This is a genomic window from Campylobacter sp. CNRCH_2013_0671h, from assembly GCF_025773055.1.
GTDB lineage: Bacteria > Campylobacterota > Campylobacteria > Campylobacterales > Campylobacteraceae > Campylobacter_D > Campylobacter_D lari_D.
The window spans coordinates 154,675-176,896 of the sequence record NZ_JAKMTG010000003.1 but is presented as its reverse complement, the minus strand read 5'-3'; the positions used below and the strand labels follow the sequence as shown (position 1 = coordinate 176,896).

Genomic DNA, 22,222 nt, shown 5'->3' with positions numbered 1-22,222 from the left:
CCTATCAATAACATTAACAATATATTTGCATTTTAGAGTACATAAAAAATCACTTAAAAAAAATAATTGCAAATTTTATTTTTTAATTAAAAATAAACTTAAAAAAGTTAGCAGTAGTTATTGTAAAAATTTAATTTTATTTTCTAAAACACTTTTTGGAGTAAGTCCGATGAATTTTTCATTTATCTTGCCTTTTTCATCATAAAAAACTATCACAGGCACACCATAAATTCCACCCACAGCCTTAGACAAAAATGAGCTTGCTTTAGCTTCATACATAAGTGGTAAATTTAACTTTTTTTCCAAAAGAATTTTTTGGGCTTCTTCTTTTGATTTAGCTCCATTTAACACCGCTAAAATAGGAAAATTTCTTTCTTTATAAAGTTCATTTAGCATAGGAATTTGTGCATTACACGCACCACAATCTTGCGTGAAAAAAAATAAAGCATAAGCTTGATTTGCATTTTGTGTTTTTAAGGTTTTTTCAAAACCATCGTATTTAAAAGTATAGTTTTGACTTGAATTTAAGGTTTGAAATTCATTATTTGAGCATGCGCTAAAGAAAAAAACACTTATTAAAGCCAAGAAGCAATAGAAGCTTTTAGTTGTGACCATGGTTTTTCTCCTATGATTTTATCTTGCACAACTCCATCTTTAATGACAAAAGTTGTTGGTACTGCAAAAATGTTAAATCTTTGCCATGATATATCTAAATCATCTTGCAAAAATATAATATTTTTATAATCATATTTTGTAGCAAATTCTTCAAAATCTTTCCCCTTATCCACAGAATCAAGCGCTAAAATAGTGATTTTTTTAGGATATTCGTTAGCTAGTTTTTCCAAGAGTGGTAAGTCTTTTAAACAAGATGCACAACCTTGCTCTACAAAGGTTAAAACAATGAGATTATCAAAATCAGCTAGTTTGATTTTCTCACCTTCTAAATTTTTAGCTGCGATTTCTGGTGCTTTTAAGCCTACTTTGCCGCCATTTTTATTGTTGTTTTCAAAACATGCACTTAAAAAAACTAAACATAAACAAGCTAAAATTATACTTTTAATTTTCACTTTTCATCACTCCATGGCTTAAAATGATAGTTCTATCAGCAAAAGTAGCTAAGTCTGGATTGTGAGTGATTAAAACTATGGTTTTACCATCTTGTTTTAATTTACAAAAAAGCTCTAGAATATTTTTTTCATTTGCCTCATCTAAATTTCCAGTTGGCTCATCTGCTAATAAAATTTCAGGATCATTCACTAAAGCTCTTGCTATACATAGCCTTTGTTGCTCCCCGCCACTTAATTGGCTAGGTAAATGCGTAAGTCTGTGTGAAAGTCCTACTTTTTCTAGTGCCATTATAGCGTCTTTTTGTTCTATACTTGAGTGATAAAACTGAGCTAGCATAACATTTTCTAAAGCATTTAAATAAGGTATTAAATGAAATTGTTGAAAAATCAAACCTATTTTTTCTCTTCTAATTACGCTTTTTTCTTCTTCACTTAAATTTCCAACTTCTTTATCATCTAAAAAATACTCCCCACTACTTTGAGTATCCATTAAAGAAAGTATATTTAAAAGTGTTGATTTACCTGAACCTGATGGGCCCATAATGGCTAGCCATTCGCCTTGCTTTACTTCTAGGTTGATATTTTGCAAAGCTTTAACTTCATTAAAATTACGATTTAAATTTGAAATTTTTATAATATTTTTCATCACTCACCCTTTAAATTTTCACAAACATTGATTTTTAAGGCTTTTTTTAGCGGTAAGATACTTGCAAAAAATGCAAATACCAAAGAAACAAGTACCGCAAAAAACACTGAAAGCAATCTAAAATCTATACTTGCATTAAAAATCAAATATCCAAAAATATTTGCTAAAAAATATCCACAAAAAGCGCCGAGCAAACTCGCACTCAAGCTTAAAATAAACACTTCAGCTCCAAAAAGTTTAATAACTTCTTTATGTTTAGCTCCTAGTGCAAGGTGCAAGGCTATTTCTTTTTTTCTTGAAAAAATCACTGCACTAAGAGTGGTATTTACACTCAAAGAACTAATGAGCAAAATAGTTAAACTAATCAAAGCCATCAAAGCCTTGATCTTTTCTAAAATCACACCTTCACTAATGGATACTGAAGCTATGACTTTGGCTTCTACATTAGCCTTGCTAAGTTCTTTTGCTTTTTGATCTAAGCTTTCATAATCACCTAGTAAAATAGCTTGAGCATAATTTATCACTTCTTTAGCTGCTAACTCTTGAGCTTTTTTTAAAGAGATGATTAAAACCCCATCTTGCTCATCATTGCTTCTTAAAATAGCTTTGATTTTTACTTTGACTATTTTAGATATACTTGGGTTATAAATTTGCAATTCTTGTCCTATTTTAAGCTCTAATTGTTTAGCTAAATCAGCCCCCACAAAGGCACTATCTTCACTAAAATCACTCAAAGAAAAGCTTCCTTTTAAAACCTCCATAAAAGGCTTGGTAAGCTTTAAATTTGCAAAATCAACCCCAACAACTACCGCACTTGAACTTTCAAGATTATAAAAACCATATAAAAATGGGGTTAAAGCTTTTGCTTTCAAGTTTTCTTTGGCTTGATTAAATTCATCCATGCTTAAAAACTCATCATCTTTTGGCGTGATGATAAAATTAGCTCCATAAGCTTTTAATTCTTTGGACAATTTTGTGTCAATATCAAAATAAATATTAAAAAACGAAGCACTTACCATAGCACCCATAAACACAGCTATAAAAATAATACAAACTCTTTTATAAGAAAAAATAAGAGATTTAAAAACCTCTTGCATAAAAAAATTATTTCCCATATAAAACCTCTGAAGTAGAAAGTTTAGAAATTCCTTTGATAGAAAACAAGCATCCTAAAAATACTATAAGCACTGCAAAAAATAAACAAATTGGTAGGATAATCCAGGAAATTTCAATGGTATGTTCAAATATACTCAAAGCGATAATCTCTGACATACCTATACCAAAAGCAAAACCCAAAACAGCCCCAACTAAAGCTACCACAACCCCTTCTAACGCAAAAATCATATAAATTTGCAAAGTGCTAGCACCTAAAGCTTTTAAAAGCCCTATTTCACTTTTTCTTCTAAAAATATCCGCACTCATTAAAGATGATATGGCTATGGAAGCTACGATTAAGCATATAATGCTAACTACTGCCATTAAAGATTGAATTTTAGATACTATCAAACTTTCTGCATCTGAAATAGCACTCACTACTTTTGTGCTTGCACCTTTAAAATCTTCTGCAATTTGATAGGCAATAGAACTTACATAAGCAGTGCAATACCACTGATCATACTCAAGCTGATCAAGACTATCTACATCGCGTCTTGCTTTTTGCGCTAAATCATTTTCAGGTATAGTCAAAGCTGAAACTTCTGCTTTTGAGAATAAACCTTCTTTTTTAGAAAGCTTTTGTGCCAAAAGTAAAGAAGTGATGATTTTATTTGAAAAAGCTTGAGTTAAATCCATAATACCAACAATTTTTACTTTAAAAATTTGATCATTTTGCACAAGGGTGATTTCATCATCTATTTTTAAATCGTACTTTTGTGCTAAATCTATTCCTAGCATTATTTCATCTAAACTATCATCTTTTGGGTAATTTCCTTTGATTTGACTATATTTGTATAATTCTTTAATACCTGCATAAAAATCATCATCATCTTGAATCTTTATAGCCTTATCAAAATAAGTTCCCACTAAAGAGATATTTTCATAATTTGCATTTGGAGTTTGAATTTTTACCTGAGTATCTAAAAATGGCACAAAGGCATTGATATTATTTCTCCAAAAAATTTCTTTTATAGTATGGAGCTTGTTTTCTTCTAAAAAATTTTGATTTTTCAAAGGCTCATAAATTTTATTACCCACTTCTACACTCAAACTTGCACCTTTAGGTAAAACTAAAATGTTTGATCCATAACTTCTTAATTCTTTTGTAATTTCATTACCTATACCCAAAGTAAGATTTAACATAGTAGCCATAAGTAAAGTAGCTAAAAAAATCGTTAGTAAGGCTAGAGATTTTTGGATTTTATTTTGAAAAATAGAGTTTTTTACAATCTTAACTTGCATAGTCATTTCCTAATAAATTATGAATTCTATATTTTGAAGATTTATTCATATCAATGTATTTTAAAGGATCGTTTTTAAACTCTTCATAATTTTTTTCATTAGCAAAAAAATATGTTCTTCCTTTATAAACATAAGATCTTGGTGCTTTTAAGTTAATAAGCTCGGTATGATCAATAGGATCATAAACTTTCTTTTCTACTACTTGAGTGAAAAAATTTACTCCATCTAAAATTTCTGAAAAAGGTATAATAACCTTACCATTTTCAAATTTATATTTCATAGGGATAGGATTACACCCACCTGCCTTACCTACACTTGGTAAGAAAATTCTAACATTACATGAAATACAAATTAACTCTCCACCTTTTTTAACATACCCCATATCTCCACATATACTACAAGCATCAAAAACTGCTACTGGAGAGTCTTTATCTTCTCTTTTGTTAATTAAGAAAAATCTTACCACTTTACCCTCATCGCTAATATAAGCAAAGCGATGTAAGTTATTATCTCTTAATATTGCCACATCAAAAACAAATTCATTATTTTCATTTGGCTCTACATAGGTTGGCTCGTCTATGGTGATTGGTCTTGAAGCATGCAAGTCATAAAAGAGAAAAATACAAAGACTTAAAATCATAGCACTAAAAATACTTGCACTAAAATTAGTTATAGTTGAATTTTTTGCTTGATTTTTTCTAAATTCTATATCAAAATCTTTTTTCTTGCTGTTTTCACTCACTCTTTGCTTTAGAGCTAAAACTATACAAATTCCTAGCAATAAAAACCATATATATGTATAAAATTTAGCATAATATACACTTTTTGCCACATAGCTTAAATATAAACTTTCTGTTTCTATCACACCTTCTCTCATAAGGTGCAATAAAATTTGCGCTAAAGCTTCATTTAGATAAAAAATCACGATAATGAGTAAAAATAAATTTAAAAATTTAAATTTAAATTCCCTTAGCCATCTTGTAAAAAGATAAACCCCAAAACACATCACAAAAGCAAGCAAAATAAGCCCAAAAGAACTAATCGCTAAAGAATCTAAAAAATTAGTGCTTAATATAGGAAAGTCTATAGAAATATGTAAGTATTTTATACCAAAAGCAAAAGATAATAAAAAAAGCAATATTGCTTGAATTTTTTCTTTTAAAAAATTATTTTTTATAAAAGAAAAAATGATAACACTTAAAAACAATAAAACAAATAAAACATCATTAGAAAAATACAACAAATCATAACTTAGTGTTTTAGCGCTAATAAAAAAAGCAAAATAAGAAAAAACAAAACCCACAAAAGCAAGTTTAAACACTAAAGAATTTTTTAGATTATAAAAAAATAAAGCACTTAAAAGTGCGTAAGAAAAAAATACTCCAAAAAAATGTACAAAATAAATCGACATGGGCTCTTCTTTGATAGAATTTATTTATAAAATCAATAATTTTATAAATAAACCCTAGCAAAAAGCTAGGGAAAAAATCACTTAGGTTTTCCTGTGTATTTAAAGTTGTATTTAACTGAAAATGGCTCAAACCATTTACCAACACCTGTTTCTTTATCAACATGGCGTCCAAAACCTTGTTTTTCTGGGCTTTCTATTAAAAATACTAACTCATAGTTTCCTATGCCTGTATCCATTTTTAAATTTGCACCATAGTGAGGGCCATCATCTGCTACCATAGGCATAAGAGTTCCTGTTTTTACTTTACCATTGTCAAGATTAGTTAGCTTATAAGCTATAGTTAAATAAGGAATCCAAAAACCTTCTGGAAAGCCGTTTTTATTACCCTTTAATGCATGAATATCTGCTTCAAGGTGAATATCTGCTAAACTTGCTGCAAGATCAATCCCTCTTGGCTCCATTTCGATTGGCTGCAAATAAACAGCTGCTATTTCCATACCATTTAACTCATAAGGATCGCCAATTGGTACCTCTGCTGCAAAAACTGAACTAGCTAAAATACTAGCTGCTGCACCTAAACTTAATAAAGTTTTTTTCATATTTTTTCCCTTTTATTTGAAATTTGCTTTGTTATAAAAATACCCATAATGAGTAAGATTAAAACCATAAACTGAGGTATGATGCTCTCATAGTAAGGATAAATTCCAAGCCATAAAATTCCTTCAAAATCAAAAGGAAGTAAGCTTGGTGTAATAACCTTGGCTTCTATGAGCTCACCAATGCCTTTGCCTGTAAAGACAAAGACCATATAAAAAATAATGTATGAAGTTATATAGAAAAATTGTTTTACTGGTATTTTTAAAGCACCAGCTTTTAATAAATAATAAAGTATTATAAGTATAATTAATCCACTAGCTAATCCTATAAATATAAAACTATAATCTGTGCTTGTTTTTGCATCAAATAATAAAGCTTGATAAAAAAGAATAGTTTCAGCACCTTCTCTGTATACAGCTAAAAACACACTAAACCATAAAGTTTTTGCTGAATTATTTGAGATAGCTTCAACTGCTTGAGTTTTTACATAATTTGCCCATTTTTTATTTTGCGCATTTGATAAAAGCCAAAAACCGACATAAAATAGTAATACAACAGCCACAAGCATAGTAATGCCCTCTAAAAATTCTCTACTTTGCCCTGCTTGTTCTTTAAAAATCCATGAAATAAAAAATGCAGTTACAAAACTTAAAAATACTCCACTCCAAAGTGCTGAATATACTATACTTAAACGCTTTTTATTGCCACTTTGAACTAAATATGAAACTATGGCTACAACAATGATTAAAGCCTCTAAACCTTCTCTTAAGATAATACCCAAAGCCCATATAAATAAAGACATAGGTGAAGATTCTTGAATTTTATCCAAAGAATTTTCAATTAATGTACCAAGCTCATCAAAATTCTGTTTTAATTCTTCTTTAGAAGCACTTGCTTTAATAAGTGCAACACCTTTTGAAAAATAACTTTCTATTTTTAATTTTAAAGCACTATCAATAGCACCAATTTTACTTTCCATACCACTTGCTTCAAAAATATCCAAATAAACATTTTGTAAAGCATCTATGCTATTTAAATTAAAACCATCATAATTTTGTAAAATATTATTAAGTGCAATTTTTATATCATCATATACTTTAGTATAGTTTTTAGTACTCATAACACTTTCATCAAAGCCTTTAACCTGAAGTAAAGCTAATTCTTCTTTGGGTAAAGCTAGGAATGCTTCATATAATAAATCTGATATGTCTGAAATTTCATCTCTTATAGCTTTTTCATCCAAAGTGTTATTGTTGATTTTTCTTATTATAGTTCTAAGTTTTGTTTGAATTTTTTTATCCATACCCGCTTTTGTGTATCTTGCTACTAAAACTTCTACCTTTGAATTTCTATAATCTTCGAATAATGCTGACTGGATTAAATCTTTAGCTTTTTGGTAATCTTTATTTACAAAAGCCAATGCTGCTTGATCAAGTTTTGAAATCATTGAATCCATTAAAAATTGCAATCTTGCATCCATAGCTGAAGCTTCTTGTAAGGCTAATAATGTTTCATCTTTTTGGATATTTTGCTCTTGAGTAGTTGAATTTTGAGTCAAATTTGATGATGTTTGTCCTTTAACATCCTCTCCAAGTAAAGATGCAAACATAGCTTCAGCTTGCGCTTGACGCTCTTTTTCTGCTTTTAAAGATGAGCTTTCAGCTGCTTTTTTATCATAATTTATATCACTAGCTTCAGCTTTTAATTGAAATCCTTTTTCTAATATAGGAACGACTTCATCTAAATCAAAATACAAGCTACTAATTAAAGCTTCTATCTTAGAAATATCTTCTTTATCTTTATACATTTTTCTTAAATTAATAAATTTACGCTCCATCACAATGACTTTTCTACCGACATTGCGACCAATAGAGCCTTCCATGGTTTCAAAATGCTGAAAATATGCATCTTCAGCTTTTTTCTTAGCTTCTAAATTTTTATTATCTTTATATAACACCATGCTTTCATTCAAAATTTGCTTAATATTTTGACTTTCTTTTTGATAATCAATATCCCTAGCAAGTGTTAAAGAACAAAATAAAAAAATCATTAATAAACTTATTTTTTTAAACACTATTTTACTCCGAAATGATATTCATTTTTAAAATCATAGTCACAAGTATAGTACTAGCTTTCTTAAATTTAGATAAACATTATCATTATTTATTTCATAATAAATCATACAAAAATACTACAAAATGCTACTTTTATCTACAAAATAAGATAAAAAATTATTATTTTTAGCTTTTATATTTATTTTTTATTTATTTTAACCATAAAAATAAGTTTTTCTTTGCTAATATGTATCGTTTTTTAAAATTACAAGGAGTTTTTTATGCTAGTTATTACTCATGAAAAACCAAGCAAGCTCAAAAAAATGTTAAAAAATTTAGGTTTTTGGGTGATTATAGGAATTATAGCTGGCATTTGCCTTGGCTTATTAGATAAGGAATTTGCATTAGCTAGTAAAATCGGTGTAGATTATTTTATACAAGCTTTAAAAATTCTCATAGGTCCTATTATATTTTTAACTATTGTTTTAGGTGTTATTAGTCTTGAAAGCTTAAAACAAGTTGGAAGCATAGGAGCTAAAGCTTTGCTTTATTTTGAAATAGTAAGCACTTTTGCTTTAGCTATTGGCATTTTTATGGCAAACATTATGGGACCTGGTAAAGGAATGAACCTTGATCCAAGCACTCTAGATCAAGAAAGTGTAGCTCAATTTGTTAATAAAAATATAGAAATAAGTGCACAAAATGAAATTTTGCATATTTTAAAAGACGCTATACCTACTGATATCATAGCTGCTTTTAGCGAAGGAAAAACTTTGCAAATCTTAGTTATAGCTCTAGCTTGTGCTTTTATTATTTCACTTATGAGAATTGATGAGAGAAAAACTATACAAAAAACCTTAGAAATTATGCAAAGTTTTGTTTTTAAAATCTTAGAAATCATTATGTATTTTTCTCCCATCGCTGCTTTTTCTGCAATGGCTTTTTTAGTGGCAAAATATGGACTTGATTCTTTATTAAATTTGGGTTATTTGCTTATTGTTATGTTGCTTGCTTCTTTGCTTTTTATCTTTGGAGTTTTAGGGCTTATTTGTTTTATTGCTAAAGTCAATATTTTTAAATTTATGCGTTTTATCTCAAGAGAAGTTTTAATAGTTTTTGCCACGAGTTCTAGCGAATCAGCATTAGCTCCGCTTATGAGAAAACTTGAAAAAGCAGGAATTTCAAAAGCCACTGTGGGCTTGGTATTACCAACTGGATATAGTTTTAATCTTGATTGTACTAATATTTATTTAGCTATGAGTTTAATTTTCCTTGCTCAAGCTTTTAATGTAGAACTTTCTTTAACTCATGAAATTAGCATTTTAATAGTGCTTATGATAGCCTCAAAAGGTGCTGTTGGTGTGACTGGATCAGGTTTTATTATACTAGGAAGTACACTTGCGGCTTTATCTAATATGCACATTGCAGAAGCTAACAATGGCTTAGGAGCAAGTTTGGGCGAGGTTTTACCTGTGGCTGCCATTTCTATACTTTTGGGCGTGGATAAATTTATGTCTGAAATTCGTGCTGTGGGAAATTTATGTGGTAATAGCGTAGCAGCTTTAATCGTAGCTATTTGGGATAAACAAATAGACTGGGAAAAGTTTCGCTACGCTCTAGATAATCCTAAAGAATTTACTAATGCGGGTTTTGATTAAAAAACCTCTTTTTGAATTTTTTCTACATATTTTTCTCTTAGTTTTTGGGTATAAAAGCCCACCTTACCATCATTAATTACCTTACTATCTGCTTTTATAATACCTAAAATCAAAAAAGTAGCCGCAGAAATAAACACCTCATCAGCCTCATACACTTCTTTCATACTAAAAGCTCTTTGATCTACTTTAAGATCAAGTTCTTTTGCAAATTTTAAGATATTTTTACGGCGAATTCCTGGTAAGATTTCATTAGAAAATGGCTTAGTGATTAAAGTTTTATCTTTTATAATAAAAGCTGAACTACTAGAAGCTTCCGTAACTAAAGCATTTTCTACCATAAAAGCTTCAAAAACCTTAGCTTTAACAGCTTCTTCTTTTGCAAGACATTGAGCTAATAAAGAAATTGATTTTATATCCCTTCTTTTCCACCTTAAATCAGCTGTTGAAATAACACTCACCCCATTTTTAGCAAACTCATGCTCAATCACCTTGCATTCAAAAGCAAAGGCCATAATAGTAGGTTTTAACCCCTTTAAAAGAGCAAAATTTCTACTAGCAACCCCTCTAGTAATTTGCATATAAAGCCCGCCTTCTTTGAGAGAATTTTTAATGATTAATTGTTTTAAAATATTTTCAAATTCTTCTTTTGTATAAGGAATTTGTAGATCAATTTGGGCTAAACTACGCTCAAAACGCTCCCAAAATTCTTCCTTATCAGCTATTTTTGCATTTACCACAGGAACTACTTCATAAATTCCATCTCCAAAGATAAAACCTCTATCAAAAATACTCACTTTAGCTTCGCTAGCTTTTATAAATTCATCATTTAAAAATACTATTTCCATCTCTTGCATAAACTCTCCTTTTAATCAAATAAATTAATAATATCTTTTGGTAAATCAAGCTGATTAGAATAATAAAAATACTTAGCTAAAACTAAAATTCCTATATAAAATTCTATCTTTTCATCTAAAAATTGCTCTATATAAGCATGAGCATTTTGTATGATTTCTTTTGCTCTATGTGGATTAGCTAAATAATAATCAAGCAAAGCTTCTACATTTTCATAATCATCATCAATCAAAGCAAAATGCTCATTTGGAACTAACTTTCCTTCCATAAACCAAGTTTCATAACGCATTTTTGGGGCTAAAACTAAAGAATTTGTTTTCATCGCCCACTTCAAGTTGCTTGCTACATCATTACCTTCTAATGAAAGTAAAAATTTAAACTGGGTTTGATAGGCTCTGCTAATTTTAAAATTTAAATTTTTAATCCATTTTTCGGCTTGAATTTTTCTACCGCCAACATGAGCAATATCGCAACGAGGATTATCAAAATATTTTTCAAAAAATTTAATACGATGAGGTTGATAAATTGCACCTCTAAAAAAGAGTAAGTCTTTTTTATCTTCAAATTGGTTTTTATCTTGTATAAAATCAAAATGTCTATTTTTGTCTAATTTTAAAATGATATTATTAAAGCCATTTTCAACTGGTCTTGATTTAGCTATGCTTGGATATTTAAGATTATAACTAATATCTCCAAAACCTTTAATCCATAAAAAATCATCATTAAAATACTTACTAATCGCATAAGCATCATAAGCATAGGAAGTTTTTTTAAAGGGAAATTTTCCTATTTTTTCATAATTTTGAAAATTTTTTATATCAAAAAAATCATTTTGCAAATTGTAATAATTTAAGCGAGTAATAATATTATCTATATTTTTTGATTTTAAAAGCTCTTTGAAAATATTTTGTAATTGATTTTGATAAATTTTTCTAGGTATAAAACTTTTAGCTATGCCTTTTACATTCATCATAAATCTAGAATCTGCCATCTTTTTCTTTCTTTATATGCAAAAATAATGTAAATTTTAACACAAGATTTCATTTACAAGACTTAAAATTTATCTTATTTAAAAACAAAAATGCTAAAATCACAAAAATCACATACTTACTAGGTAAAACAATGAAAATACAAGAATTTATTTTAAACTTTATTTTTAAAGTTTCAAATCAACCTGTTAATTTAAAAGATTTATTAGAAGCAAATGCCTTATTAAATGAAGGTATGATGATAGATCCTGCGAAATTAAATTTTAAATTTAAGGTATTTAATTCTTATCTTATATATACCCTTTTTTGTATAGCCATTTTAGTTCCTATGCTTATCATCAGCCATTATTTTTTAACAATTATTGATTTTCATATTAGTATCTTAAGTGCTATTTTTGTTACCGCTTGTGTTTTTGTTGGCTATGATATTTTTAAAATTTATACTAGAAAAGTAATAAGCAAAAGATTATTGAAAAAAGCCTGGACTTTACATTTTCCATATTTTGCTTATGAAAAATATTCAAAAATAGCAGAAAATATTTATAACCAAGCCATTAAAGAAGAAATTCCAAAAAATCAACTTGAACAATATGTTTTGGAGAAAATCATTCAAACACAAGATTAATCTAAAAAGTCTAAAACTTGATTTTGAAAATACAATGCTTCAAGCTGTCTTTGAAGCTCTTTGTTTTCTTCATCTAAAACTAATTCTTGCGATCTTAAATCTGCTATTTCTCTACTTACATAATAAATTTGATTTCTAATATAAATTTGTGGGAAAAATATCAATAAAGCAAATGCTATCATCAAACCTGCATATAATAAATTTTTAGGGGTTAAATTTTTATTTTCCTCACTTACTATGCTATCTAAAAGTTCGTATTTATCTTCTTGATTATATTCTTGGTTTTCTTCAAGCCTTACTTTTTCTTCTAAAATTTTTTGCTCTTGCTTAGCTAATTTTTCTTTTTCTTTTAATTCTTCTTGAGCTTTTTTTATTTTTTCTTGTTCGATTTTTTTTTGCTCTTTTAATTCTTGTTTGAGTTTGACTTTTTCTTTTCTTTTTTCTTTTAAATCTTGAAATTTTGAAGCGACAAAGACATTACTTTGAGTAAGAATTTTAGATATTTGAATAGAATCTTTTTTTTCTTGTTGTATTTTTTCTACTTTTTTTACTTCCTGCAAAGTTTTAACATTTTTAGATGACTTAAGATTTTTATCATTTTTTTTATCAAATTTTTCTTTTTGCTTTTTGAAAAAATTGAGTTGTAATTTAAAAGGCTTTTTTTCTTCTAATTTAACATTTATCAAATCTTCTTTTAAATAAATAGCGGATTGTTTTTTAGGTTTTTCTTTATATTCTTCATCAAAGTCTGTAAATTTAGGTCTTTTTTTACGCTGTATTCTATTTTTTAATATGCGATCGCTTTCATTGAAATTGTGCTCATACTCTTCATAAGGCCTACCTTCTTTAATAGCCCTAGAATACTTCAACATTTTTTCGCGTATATTTTGTTTTTCTTTTAAAAAATCATCTTCAATCATTATTTACCTAAAATAAAAAATTCTCATTTTTGCACAACTTGATCTACTATTATAGCTTATTTCTTCTTTGGAGGCACTTATAGCTTTTTTACTTAAAATTTTACCAAGACTATGTCCTTTACCGCATTCGCATTTTATAGCTCTTTCATCACAAATGCAGTCTTTTTCCCATCTTTTAAAAGTATTTTTTACTATTCTATCCTCTAAAGAATGAAAGCTAATAATAGCTAATTTGCAATCTTTTAATTTTACTTTTTCTATATTTTCAAGTAAGGATTTTAACTCACCAAGTTCATTATTTACTTCTATACGCAAAGCTTGAAATACGAGCAAAGCTAAAGATACATTGCGTCCTTTTAACTTAGCATTTCCTATAATTTGACTTAATTCTTTTGCACTTGTAATCTCTTTTTGACTTCTTGCATTGATAATTTTTTGAGCAAGCATTGAAGCAACCGGCGCTAGATCTCCATAGTCTTTAAAAATTCGTTCCAAAGCTTCCTTGTTGTAAGAATTCACCACTTCTTTAGCACTTAAAGGATTATTTTGATCCATTCTCATATCTAAAAAATCGGAATTTAGTGAAAAACCCCTATCATTTTTATCAAGCTGCAAAGAAGATACACCAATATCAGCTAAAATTCCTCTTATGTTTTGCGTTGAAATTTGAGTTAAAATATCTTTAAAACCTATATGATTAAAACTTATTCTATCTTGAAAATTTTTCAAAAACTCTTTGGAAAAACTTAAAGCCTCTAAATCTTTATCGCAAGCAATTAATCTTAATTTTTCATGAGCTTGCAATAATGCTTTAGAATGCCCTCCATAACCCAAAGTACAATCTAAAAAATCTCCGCTATCAAAATCATCAAAAGTATTTAAAACTTCTTGTAATAAAACAGGAATATGTGGACTTTGCAAAATATACCTTTTAATATTTTTTAGTATAATACCTTAGCTAAGTTTAAAACAAGGTTTTTAATGAATAAAGAAAATATTATTTCCCAAATTCAAATTCTATCCTCATCAATGTTTAAAAAAAATTTTTTTGGAATTTGCCATGGTTCTGTTTCAGCAAAACTTTCCCAAGGCTCATTTATTATCAATAAAAGCAATGCTTTTTTGAATCAATTAGATGAAAAAAATTTAAGTATCTTAAAATTTGCAAAAGATTATAGCTGGGATGAAGCAAGCAGCGATAGTGAAATACATAAAAGCATATATGAAAATATACCTGAAGCTAAATTCGTATGTTTTGCTTATCCAGCTTATACCTTATCCATGAGTTTAAATCATGATTTCATAACACCTCAAGATTATTTTGGAGAAATTTTTTTAGAAGAAATTCGAGTTTACAATCCTAAAAGTTATGAGGATTGGGATGATAGATCGCAAACTGAAATTTATCGTTATATGTTAGAACAAAAACAAAATTTTGTCGTTGTGAAAGGATATGGAATATTTGCTTATGGAAGAACAAGCTATGAACTTGGAAAAATAATAGATTTAATCGAAAATTCTTGTAAAATTATCCATTTAGCAGAGACAAATTTATCATAAAATCATAAAATTAATTTTTTATTAATCACAAATTACCTATAATTTATGGTTTAATTTAATTAATTATGGATTGGGGTAAAAATGCTCACTTGGATGCAGCATCATAAAAAATATTTAGTTATTACTATTTGGATTAGTGTTATTGCTTTTGTTGGAGCAGGTTTTGTTGGCTGGGGAAGTTATGATTTTAACACCGATAGATCAAATTCTGTTGCAAAAGTAGGCGATGAAAAAATAAGCTATGATGAATTTAATCTAAAATATTCTCAATTATTTAACTACTACTCACAATTAAACAATGGCAATTATACACAAGAACAAGCACAAAAAGATGGCTTAGATACTCAAGCTATCAATGAACTTATACAAGAAAAACTTCTGCTTTCTTATGCTAAAACTTTAGGTTTAAATGTAAGCGAAGAAGAAATTGCTTATGATTTAGCGCATCAAAAAATTTTTCATAATGCTTCAGGTGTTTTTGATAAAGATTTATATTATAATTTACTTGCAAGAAACAACTATACACCAAAAGCTTATGAAAAAATTATCCATGATGAATTATTGCTTAAAAAAATCAATGCTATTTTAAATTTACAAATCAAACAAAATGAGCTTGATATGTTTGGTGCAAGTTTTTTAATGCAAGATAATTTAAAAATTCAAATAATAAAACTTGATAATAAAAATATTCCTATTGATGAAAAAGAACTAAAACAAACTTGGGAAAAAAACAAAAACCTATATAAAACACAAAAAAGCTATGAGCTTGCAACTTATTTTTTAGATCCTAATACAATCACAGTTGTTGATAAAGAAATTCAAGCTTACTATGAAGAAAATAAAAATGACTATAAAGATTTTGCAGGAAAAATTCTAAGCTTAGAACAAAGCAAAGATAAAGTTATAAAAGATTTAAAACTTTCCAAGCTTAAACTTAAAGCTAATGAAAGCTATGTTGCTTTGAGAAAAAACGAGCTTAGTTTTGACAAAAACATCACAATAAGCGATGCTGATATTTATTACCCTTTAGAAAACATACAAAAAGCTAAAGAAAATGATTTTATTAAGCCTTTTAAATTTGAAAATGGCTATATGATTGCAAAACTTATAAAAATAAATCCTATACAGACTATGACTTTTAAGCAAGCCAAAAATGAAGTGAGCAAACTTTACATCAGAGAAAAAACTAAAACTTTATTAGAAGAAAAAGCAAAGCTTGCCCTAGATAATTTCCAAGGCATAGATATAGGAACTTATAGTCGCGACTCAAGCAAAGGGGCAAAAGTAGGTGAAATGATAAACGATGCTGAATTTAGTGAGTTTTTAATGCATGTATTTGACTCAAATAAAGCTAAATCTTATGTTTTATTTGATGATAAAGCAATAGTTTATGAAATTACAAAGCAAACTCTAGAAAACAAAGATAAAGAAGAAATTTATAAATTTATCATAGAACAAAGTGCCAAACAAACTAAACAAGCTTTACTTAAGGAAGAATTATTAAAAAAACTTATAGAATTATATCCAATCCAACGCTATTATAAAGGAAATACAAATTGAATATTTTAGGAATTGATTTAGGCTCAATACAAACTTGTGCTATTTTGGCACAAAAAAGCGAAGAAGGACTTAAAATCATTGGTTTTGGAAAATCAAAATCAAATGGTATAAAAAAAGGAGCAATTACCAATATAGAGCTTGCTTCAAAATCTATAGAAGAGGCAGTAGCCGATGCACAAATGATGTCAGGTGTGCATTATGATAAAGTAATTGTATCTATTTCAGGTGCTTATGCAAAAAGTGTAGACAGTATAGGTGTAGTTAATATACCAAATCATGAAATAGGTATTAAAGAAATTCACAGAGCAGTAAGCACAGCAAAACATACCGCAAATATACCTAGTGGATATGAAATCATTCATGTATTGCCTTATAATTTTAAAGTAAATGATCTTGAGCATGTAGAAGATCCTTTGGGAATGAGTGGAAATCGTCTTGAAGTTTCTACGCATATTGTAATCTCGCAAGAAGTGCATATTAAAAATCTAAAAAAAGCAGTTGAGCTTGCTGATCTTAGAGTAGATAATATCGTTCTTTCAGGATATGCTTCTTCTATCGCATGCTTTGATGATAGTGAAAAAGAATTAGGTGCTATTTTAATCGATATGGGTGGAGCAGTTTGCGATATGGTCATTCATGCGGGTAATTCTATACGATATAATGAATGCTTACAAATTGGTTCAGTAAATATCACTAATGATTTATCCATAGCTTTGCATACCCCACCAAAAGAAGCAGAAAAACTAAAATTAAATTATGCATCTTTAGCACAAAATGAAAACTCAATTATACAAATTCCATATATGGGTGATGAAAAAAGAAAAAATGAAGTTTCAGTAGAAGTTATATCTAATGTTATTTATGCAAGAATTGAAGAAACTATTATTATTTTGGCTAAAATGCTAAGTGATAATGCTTGTGCAAATCAAGCAGGAGCAGGCATAGTATTAACAGGTGGAATGACAAAATTTGCAGGACTTGACAAACTTGCTTCAGCTTATTTTGATAATAAAGCTGTTAGAATAGCGACCGCAAAAAAAGATACTATGGATGGCTTTAAAGAAATTTTTGAAGATGCAGAAAATAGCTGCGCTATAGGTCTTTGTTTATATGGTGGTGGACATTTTACTCCTTATGAATTAGATTCTAATGAAAAACTAAGATACAAAGGAGAGCCTGAATTTATCAACAAACAGATAAAACAAAATCTCACCATAGAAGAACATGAAGAAGAAAATAAAAATTTTGAAGAAATTTTTCAAGAACAGAGAGATTTTGAAGATGAAAAAACAGAATTAACAAAAGTTGAAACCAAAAAAGATAAAAAATCAAGTTTTATGCATAATTTTTGGAATAAATTAATAAACCAGTTCTAATAGGAGATACAATGAGCGAATATCTAGTAGAAGAAATGCAACACGCAAAAGGTGCAAAAATAAAAGTCATAGGCTGCGGTGGCGGTGGCGGTAATATGATAGATCATATGGTAAATATGGGCTTACATGATCTTGATCTTATCTCAGCAAATACTGATGCACAAGCTATAGCAAAATCTTTAGCAAAAACTAGAATTCAACTAGGTGAGAAAAAAACTAAAGGTTTAGGTGCTGGAATGCAACCAGAAATTGGAGCAGAAAGTGCAAGAGAAAGCTTTGAAGAAGTAAAAGCAGCTTTAAGTCAAAGTGATATAGTATTCATTTCAGCAGGACTTGGTGGTGGAACTGGTACAGGTGCAGCTCCTGTTGTAGCACAAGCTGCTAAAGAAGTAGGCGCATTAACTGTTTCGGTTGTAACTATGCCTTTTGCTTTTGAAGGAAAACAAAGAAAAAAATTAGCTGAAGCTGGCTTGGCTGAATTAAAAAAAGAAAGTGATTCTATCATTGTAATCCAAAATGAAAAACTTCTTAGTATACTTCCAAAAAAAGCAGGTATAAAAGAAGCATTTAAACTAGTTGATGATATCTTAGCTAGAGCTGTTAGAGGTATGGTGTCTATTCTTTTAGAAGATGGCGATATCAATGTTGACTTTGCAGATGTTAGAACTGTTATGAGCCATAGAGGTTTAGCTTTAATGGGTGTGGGTCATGGAGAAGGTGAAAATGCTATCATGGACGCATTATCAAGTGCTATAGAATCTCCATTATTAGATGGTATGACTATGAAAGGCGTTAAGGGCGTGATTATCCATTATAAAATTGGACCTGAATGCTCATTGATAGAAATTTCACAAGCTACTCAAAGCATTAGCGATATAGCAGATGAAAATGCAAAAGTAATCTTTGGTGCAACTACTGATGAAAGCATGGGCGATCGTGTTGAAGTAACTATCATTGCTACAGGTTTTGAAGATAAAGCTGAAATAGAAAGTGCTAAAGAACAAGAAGAAAGTAAAAAAAATAGCTATATGAATTTGCGCAAAGCTAGCGGTGGGTTTGATGAGGAAGTAATTTCTCAACTTGATGTTCCTGCTTTCTTGCGTCGTCAAATGGATTAATTTGTAAGTAAAAATCCTTATATGAATTCTTCATTATTATGTGATTTTTACGAACTAAGTATGGCTTATGCTTATTTTAAACAAAATATGCATAAGCAGATTGTTTATTTTGAAGTTTTTTTTAGAAAAGCTCCTGATAGTGCTTCTTATGCTATTTTTTGTGGATTAGAACAAATCATAAATCATATTAATCATTTTTCTTTCTCTAAAGATGACATAGATTTTTTGAAAAATACTAAAAAATTTGATGATGATTTTGTAAACTACCTTTCAACTTTAAAATTTAGTGGAGATATACTAAGTGTTAAAGAAGGTGAATGTATTTTTGCTAATACACCTTTAATGATTATCAAAGCACCTATAATAGAAGCTTTATTATTAGAAACTTTCATACTTTTAACTCTAAATCATCAATGTCTAATTGCCACTAAAGCTAGCAGAATTGCTCAAATTGCAAAAGAAAAATTACTCTTAGAATTTGGCTCTCGCAGAGCCCATGGAGAAAGCGCAGCTTTAAATGGTGCTAGAGCTGCTTTTATAGGTGGTTTTCATGCAAGTGCTTGTACTTTAGCTGGGAGAAAATTTAATATTCCTATTAGTGGAACCATGTCTCATGCTTGGGTACAAATGTTTGATGATGAGCTAAGTGCTTTTAGAGCATATTGTCAAATTTATAAAGATAATATAAGTCTTTTGATTGATACATATGATTATAAAAAAGGTATTGAAAATGCTATTTTAGTTTTTAATGAGTTAAATACGCAAGATTCTATGCAAAATTATTCCATCCGTATTGATTCAGGAGATTTGCTGAAAATCTCTAAATATATTAGAAAAAAACTAGATCTTGCTAACTTAACAAAATGCAAAATCATAGCTAGCAATGCCTTAGATGAGTTCATCATAGAAAAATTACTAAAAAACAAAGCTCCAATCGATGCTTTTGGTATTGGAGAAAAGCTTATTACTTCAGCAAGCTCGCCTATTTTTGGAGCTGTTTATAAGCTTGTTGCATTAGAAAAAAACAATCAAATCATCCCTAAAATAAAAATCAGCGCAAGCTCAAGCAAAACAACCTTGCCACATTTTAAAAAACTCATAAGGTATTATAAAAACAATAAAGCAAGTTTTGATATTTTATATACACATGATGAGAGTATCAAAAATTATCAAGGTTATACATATAAAAATTTACATGAGCTTATTTTTAAAGATGGAAAATTAATCTATGGGCTTCCTAACTTGAAAAATATTCAAGAGTATCATAAAAAAAGTGTTGATAGTTTGGATTTTAAACTAAAAAAACTTCAAAATCCAAGTATTTATAAAGTAAAAATTTCTAAAAAATTACAAAATATGCAAAAAACTTACTTAGAAAAAAATTAATCTTTTTCTCTAAGTTTTACTTCATCTTCTACTTCAAGTAAAAATCTATCAACAAGCTCATCTTCTTTTAATTTTGCTACCACTTCACCATGTCTTATAACTAAACCTTGATTTTTTCCAAAAGCAATAGCCACATCAGCACCCTTAGCCTCACCCAAGGCATTTACAACACAACCCATAACACTTATATTTAATGGTTCTTTTATATGTTTAGTTTTTTCTTCTACTATCTTAATCGCTTTAATCAAATCGCTTTGAATTCTTCCACAAGTTGGGCATGAGATGATATTTACTCCACTCTTTTGCACTCCACTATCTTGCAAAATAGCCCTTGCTACCTTAATCTCTTCTTCAAGTTCCCCTGTCATAGAAACTCTCATTGTATCGCCTATACCTTTTAAAAGCAAATTTCCTAAAGCAATCGAACTTTTAACCGTACTATGAAATTTAGTTCCTGCTTCAGTAACCCCTAAATGAAACGGATAATCACAAAGTGGTCTTAGAGCTTCATAAGCTTTTATGGTATTTTGCACATCTGAAGTTTTCATAGAAATTTTAATGTCAAAAAAGTCTAAATCTTCTAGTAATTTTATATTATACAAAGCGCTCTCAAGCATAGCCTCTATATTATAACCATATTTATCACTAAATTGCTTTTCTATAGAGCCATGATTTACCCCTATTCTAATAGGAATTTTTCTTTGTTTACAAGCTTGCACCACTTCTTTTATATTTTCTTTTGAGCCTATATTTCCTGGATTAATTCTCACCCCATCGATAAATTCAGCACAAAAAACTGCTAGCTTATGATTAAAATGTATATCCACTATTAAAGGCAAGGGGCTTTTTGCTTTGATTTCTTTTAAAGCTCTTGCATCTGCCATGTCCAAACAAGCTAAACGCACTATATTTGCACCGGCAAAATAAAGCCTATTAAGTTGCTCTAAACAACCTTCAATATCTCTTGTTTTAGTAAAAAGCATGGATTGCACAGAAATAGGTGCATCACCACCTATTAAAACATCGCCTACTTTTATTTGTCTTGTTTTATATCTTGTCATTAAAATCACTCTAAAAATATTTTTATATAATTTTAATAATTTAATCTAAAAATATCAAGGATTTAATATGAAAAATTTACTTAATTTTTTATCAGCTCATTTAGATAGCAAAAAAGCAAATTTTTTATTAAATTCACTCAAAACCAATCAAGATTATTTTTTTCAAAAATTTATACTAGATAATATAAATCATATTACAGCTTGGCTTAATAGTGACGATTTTAAACAATATGAAAATAAGACTTATCCACCATTAGTAAATCCAAAAAATATCGATATAGAACCTAGTGATTATTGCACAAAACTTGCTTGGAAACTAAATATACCTCTAGAAAATGCTAAATTTATCTATATTTCCCCTCATGGTGTTGGCGCTGCTGCTTTTTTAACACTACTCAATGAAGCATGCAATGTTTATTGCTCTGCTTCTTGGGTATCTCCAAACAACGGATATTACAGATATAATTTAAATTTTAAATCACTTCTTCAATACTCTCAAACAGCTATTAATATATCCGAGACAAATATTTTAGATTTGGATAAATATTTAAATTTAATTAGTTGTGATATACCTATACTAATTCAAACACGAGATCCCATATCTTTATTAAAACATTCATATGGAAGAGATTGGAGTAAAGTTCAAAGAAACTATAATCAAAATTTTAACTTAAATTTTAACTACCAAGAATATATTAATTTTTTAAAACCAAACAAAACTTACATGAAAGATGATTTTGAAAATTTACTAGAAAATACTTTTATAATGCATACTCTACTTAATAAAATTAACACAAACAATATTACTTATATAGATATGTGTGACTTAAACGAAAAGAAGGCTTATAATACTTTTATTAACTTGGCAGATAAATTTGATTTTACCCCCCCCATAATGATGAAAATCTTTTTAAAAGAAAAGAATTTAGAGGTTATATAAGATAT

21 protein-coding genes are annotated in these 22,222 nt (G+C 28.7%); 8 read left to right on the top strand and 13 right to left on the bottom strand.

Features of this window, described 5'->3' with window-relative positions; genetic code table 11:
- Positions 1 to 117: 117 nt before the first annotated feature.
- The 8 genes from L8X97_RS03645 to L8X97_RS03610 form a co-directional block, all read right to left on the bottom strand.
- The gene (locus L8X97_RS03645; RefSeq protein WP_263662657.1) at positions 118 to 615 is read right to left on the bottom strand and encodes a TlpA family protein disulfide reductase; all 498 of its coding nucleotides are present in this window, start codon (positions 613 to 615) and stop codon (positions 118 to 120) included.
- Positions 576 to 1,067: a TlpA family protein disulfide reductase gene (locus L8X97_RS03640; RefSeq protein WP_220566705.1), complete on the bottom strand. Its 492-nt coding sequence runs from the start codon at positions 1,065 to 1,067 to the stop codon at positions 576 to 578. The genes L8X97_RS03645 and L8X97_RS03640 overlap by 40 nt, the downstream gene beginning before the upstream one ends.
- Positions 1,057 to 1,713, bottom strand: a complete 657-nt coding sequence (locus L8X97_RS03635) for an ABC transporter ATP-binding protein (RefSeq protein WP_012661870.1) — start codon at positions 1,711 to 1,713, stop codon at positions 1,057 to 1,059. Before L8X97_RS03635 ends, L8X97_RS03640 begins: the two co-directional genes overlap by 11 nt.
- Positions 1,713 to 2,828, bottom strand: coding sequence for an ABC transporter permease (locus L8X97_RS03630; RefSeq protein ID WP_263661191.1), 1,116 nt, complete (start codon positions 2,826 to 2,828; stop codon positions 1,713 to 1,715). The genes L8X97_RS03635 and L8X97_RS03630 overlap by 1 nt, the downstream gene beginning before the upstream one ends.
- Positions 2,818 to 4,110: an ABC transporter permease gene (locus tag L8X97_RS03625; protein WP_263662656.1), complete on the bottom strand. Its 1,293-nt coding sequence runs from the start codon at positions 4,108 to 4,110 to the stop codon at positions 2,818 to 2,820. The genes L8X97_RS03630 and L8X97_RS03625 overlap by 11 nt, the downstream gene beginning before the upstream one ends.
- Complete coding sequence (locus tag L8X97_RS03620) at positions 4,100 to 5,521, bottom strand: Fe-S-containing protein (RefSeq protein ID WP_133319909.1); 1,422 nt, start codon at positions 5,519 to 5,521, stop codon at positions 4,100 to 4,102. Before L8X97_RS03620 ends, L8X97_RS03625 begins: the two co-directional genes overlap by 11 nt.
- A 77-nt stretch (positions 5,522 to 5,598) precedes the next feature.
- A complete protein-coding gene (locus L8X97_RS03615) occupies positions 5,599 to 6,120 on the bottom strand; it encodes a ferrirhodotorulic acid transporter, periplasmic binding protein (RefSeq protein WP_012661874.1) in 522 nt (173 codons plus the stop codon).
- Positions 6,117 to 8,168 (bottom strand): FTR1 family iron permease, encoded by a 2,052-nt coding sequence (locus tag L8X97_RS03610; protein WP_263662655.1) that lies wholly within the window; start codon positions 8,166 to 8,168, stop codon positions 6,117 to 6,119. Before L8X97_RS03610 ends, L8X97_RS03615 begins: the two co-directional genes overlap by 4 nt.
- A 285-nt stretch (positions 8,169 to 8,453) precedes the next feature.
- Between L8X97_RS03610 and L8X97_RS03605 the strand changes: the two genes are divergently transcribed.
- Positions 8,454 to 9,830, top strand: a complete 1,377-nt coding sequence (locus tag L8X97_RS03605) for a cation:dicarboxylate symporter family transporter (protein ID WP_263662654.1) — start codon at positions 8,454 to 8,456, stop codon at positions 9,828 to 9,830.
- Here the strand turns inward: L8X97_RS03605 and L8X97_RS03600 are convergent.
- Together L8X97_RS03600 and L8X97_RS03595 are read right to left on the bottom strand one after the other, a co-directional pair.
- Complete coding sequence (locus L8X97_RS03600) at positions 9,827 to 10,684, bottom strand: D-amino acid aminotransferase (protein ID WP_263661195.1); 858 nt, start codon at positions 10,682 to 10,684, stop codon at positions 9,827 to 9,829. The two genes, L8X97_RS03605 and L8X97_RS03600, sit on opposite strands and share 4 nt — an antisense overlap.
- A gap of 11 nt (positions 10,685 to 10,695) precedes the next feature.
- Complete coding sequence (locus tag L8X97_RS03595) at positions 10,696 to 11,673, bottom strand: glycosyl transferase family 90 (RefSeq protein WP_263662653.1); 978 nt, start codon at positions 11,671 to 11,673, stop codon at positions 10,696 to 10,698.
- A gap of 131 nt (positions 11,674 to 11,804) precedes the next feature.
- On the opposite strand from L8X97_RS03595, the gene L8X97_RS03590 reads away from it, so the two are divergent.
- Positions 11,805 to 12,296 (top strand): hypothetical protein, encoded by a 492-nt coding sequence (locus tag L8X97_RS03590; protein WP_133319905.1) that lies wholly within the window; start codon positions 11,805 to 11,807, stop codon positions 12,294 to 12,296.
- Here the strand turns inward: L8X97_RS03590 and L8X97_RS03585 are convergent.
- Positions 12,293 to 13,216: a hypothetical protein gene (locus L8X97_RS03585; RefSeq protein ID WP_263662652.1), complete on the bottom strand. Its 924-nt coding sequence runs from the start codon at positions 13,214 to 13,216 to the stop codon at positions 12,293 to 12,295. The genes L8X97_RS03590 and L8X97_RS03585 overlap by 4 nt on opposite strands.
- A gap of 3 nt (positions 13,217 to 13,219) precedes the next feature.
- The gene (gene rsmH / locus L8X97_RS03580; protein WP_263662651.1) at positions 13,220 to 14,137 is read right to left on the bottom strand and encodes a 16S rRNA (cytosine(1402)-N(4))-methyltransferase RsmH; all 918 of its coding nucleotides are present in this window, start codon (positions 14,135 to 14,137) and stop codon (positions 13,220 to 13,222) included.
- A 60-nt stretch (positions 14,138 to 14,197) separates the two neighbouring features.
- On the opposite strand from rsmH, the gene L8X97_RS03575 reads away from it, so the two are divergent.
- The 5 genes from L8X97_RS03575 to L8X97_RS03555 all read left to right on the top strand — a co-directional run bounded on the left by L8X97_RS03575 (position 14,198) and on the right by L8X97_RS03555 (position 20,216).
- The gene (locus L8X97_RS03575) at positions 14,198 to 14,776 is read left to right on the top strand and encodes a class II aldolase and adducin N-terminal domain-containing protein (RefSeq protein WP_263659740.1); all 579 of its coding nucleotides are present in this window, start codon (positions 14,198 to 14,200) and stop codon (positions 14,774 to 14,776) included.
- Between the two features lie 81 nt (positions 14,777 to 14,857).
- A complete protein-coding gene (locus tag L8X97_RS03570) occupies positions 14,858 to 16,336 on the top strand; it encodes a peptidylprolyl isomerase (RefSeq protein ID WP_263662650.1) in 1,479 nt (492 codons plus the stop codon).
- Positions 16,333 to 17,712: a cell division protein FtsA gene (gene ftsA, locus L8X97_RS03565; protein WP_220566695.1), complete on the top strand. Its 1,380-nt coding sequence runs from the start codon at positions 16,333 to 16,335 to the stop codon at positions 17,710 to 17,712. Before L8X97_RS03570 ends, ftsA begins: the two co-directional genes overlap by 4 nt.
- Before the next feature lie 11 nt (positions 17,713 to 17,723).
- Positions 17,724 to 18,830 (top strand): cell division protein FtsZ, encoded by a 1,107-nt coding sequence (gene ftsZ / locus L8X97_RS03560; protein ID WP_039626779.1) that lies wholly within the window; start codon positions 17,724 to 17,726, stop codon positions 18,828 to 18,830.
- Between the two features lie 21 nt (positions 18,831 to 18,851).
- The gene (locus L8X97_RS03555; protein ID WP_133319900.1) at positions 18,852 to 20,216 is read left to right on the top strand and encodes a nicotinate phosphoribosyltransferase; all 1,365 of its coding nucleotides are present in this window, start codon (positions 18,852 to 18,854) and stop codon (positions 20,214 to 20,216) included.
- Here L8X97_RS03555 and ispG read toward each other — a convergent pair.
- Positions 20,213 to 21,277 (bottom strand): flavodoxin-dependent (E)-4-hydroxy-3-methylbut-2-enyl-diphosphate synthase, encoded by a 1,065-nt coding sequence (gene ispG / locus L8X97_RS03550; RefSeq protein ID WP_250322407.1) that lies wholly within the window; start codon positions 21,275 to 21,277, stop codon positions 20,213 to 20,215. The two genes, L8X97_RS03555 and ispG, sit on opposite strands and share 4 nt — an antisense overlap.
- A 67-nt stretch (positions 21,278 to 21,344) precedes the next feature.
- Between ispG and L8X97_RS03545 the strand changes: the two genes are divergently transcribed.
- Complete coding sequence (locus tag L8X97_RS03545) at positions 21,345 to 22,217, top strand: hypothetical protein (protein WP_263662649.1); 873 nt, start codon at positions 21,345 to 21,347, stop codon at positions 22,215 to 22,217.
- The last annotated feature ends 5 nt before the right edge of the window (positions 22,218 to 22,222 follow it).

Bases quoted from the DNA above. Each gene is read 5' to 3' on its own strand.
- L8X97_RS03545 (WP_263662649.1), top strand. From the start codon at position 21,345: ATGAAAAATTTACTTAATTTTTTATCAGCTCATTTAGATAGCAAAAAA.
- L8X97_RS03630 (WP_263661191.1), bottom strand. From the start codon at position 2,828: ATGGGAAATAATTTTTTTATGCAAGAGGTTTTTAAATCTCTTATTTTT.
- L8X97_RS03570 (WP_263662650.1), top strand. From the start codon at position 14,858: ATGCTCACTTGGATGCAGCATCATAAAAAATATTTAGTTATTACTATT.
- L8X97_RS03625 (WP_263662656.1), bottom strand. From the start codon at position 4,110: ATGCAAGTTAAGATTGTAAAAAACTCTATTTTTCAAAATAAAATCCAA.
- L8X97_RS03595 (WP_263662653.1), bottom strand. From the start codon at position 11,673: ATGGCAGATTCTAGATTTATGATGAATGTAAAAGGCATAGCTAAAAGT.
- L8X97_RS03615 (WP_012661874.1), bottom strand. From the start codon at position 6,120: ATGAAAAAAACTTTATTAAGTTTAGGTGCAGCAGCTAGTATTTTAGCT.
- L8X97_RS03605 (WP_263662654.1), top strand. From the start codon at position 8,454: ATGCTAGTTATTACTCATGAAAAACCAAGCAAGCTCAAAAAAATGTTA.
- L8X97_RS03600 (WP_263661195.1), bottom strand. From the start codon at position 10,684: ATGCAAGAGATGGAAATAGTATTTTTAAATGATGAATTTATAAAAGCT.
- ispG (WP_250322407.1), bottom strand. From the start codon at position 21,277: ATGACAAGATATAAAACAAGACAAATAAAAGTAGGCGATGTTTTAATA.
- L8X97_RS03575 (WP_263659740.1), top strand. From the start codon at position 14,198: ATGAATAAAGAAAATATTATTTCCCAAATTCAAATTCTATCCTCATCA.
- L8X97_RS03610 (WP_263662655.1), bottom strand. From the start codon at position 8,168: ATGATTTTTTTATTTTGTTCTTTAACACTTGCTAGGGATATTGATTAT.
- L8X97_RS03585 (WP_263662652.1), bottom strand. From the start codon at position 13,216: ATGATTGAAGATGATTTTTTAAAAGAAAAACAAAATATACGCGAAAAA.
- L8X97_RS03645 (WP_263662657.1), bottom strand. From the start codon at position 615: ATGGTCACAACTAAAAGCTTCTATTGCTTCTTGGCTTTAATAAGTGTT.
- ftsZ (WP_039626779.1), top strand. From the start codon at position 17,724: ATGAGCGAATATCTAGTAGAAGAAATGCAACACGCAAAAGGTGCAAAA.
- L8X97_RS03555 (WP_133319900.1), top strand. From the start codon at position 18,852: ATGAATTCTTCATTATTATGTGATTTTTACGAACTAAGTATGGCTTAT.
- L8X97_RS03635 (WP_012661870.1), bottom strand. From the start codon at position 1,713: ATGAAAAATATTATAAAAATTTCAAATTTAAATCGTAATTTTAATGAA.
- L8X97_RS03590 (WP_133319905.1), top strand. From the start codon at position 11,805: ATGAAAATACAAGAATTTATTTTAAACTTTATTTTTAAAGTTTCAAAT.
- L8X97_RS03620 (WP_133319909.1), bottom strand. From the start codon at position 5,521: ATGTCGATTTATTTTGTACATTTTTTTGGAGTATTTTTTTCTTACGCA.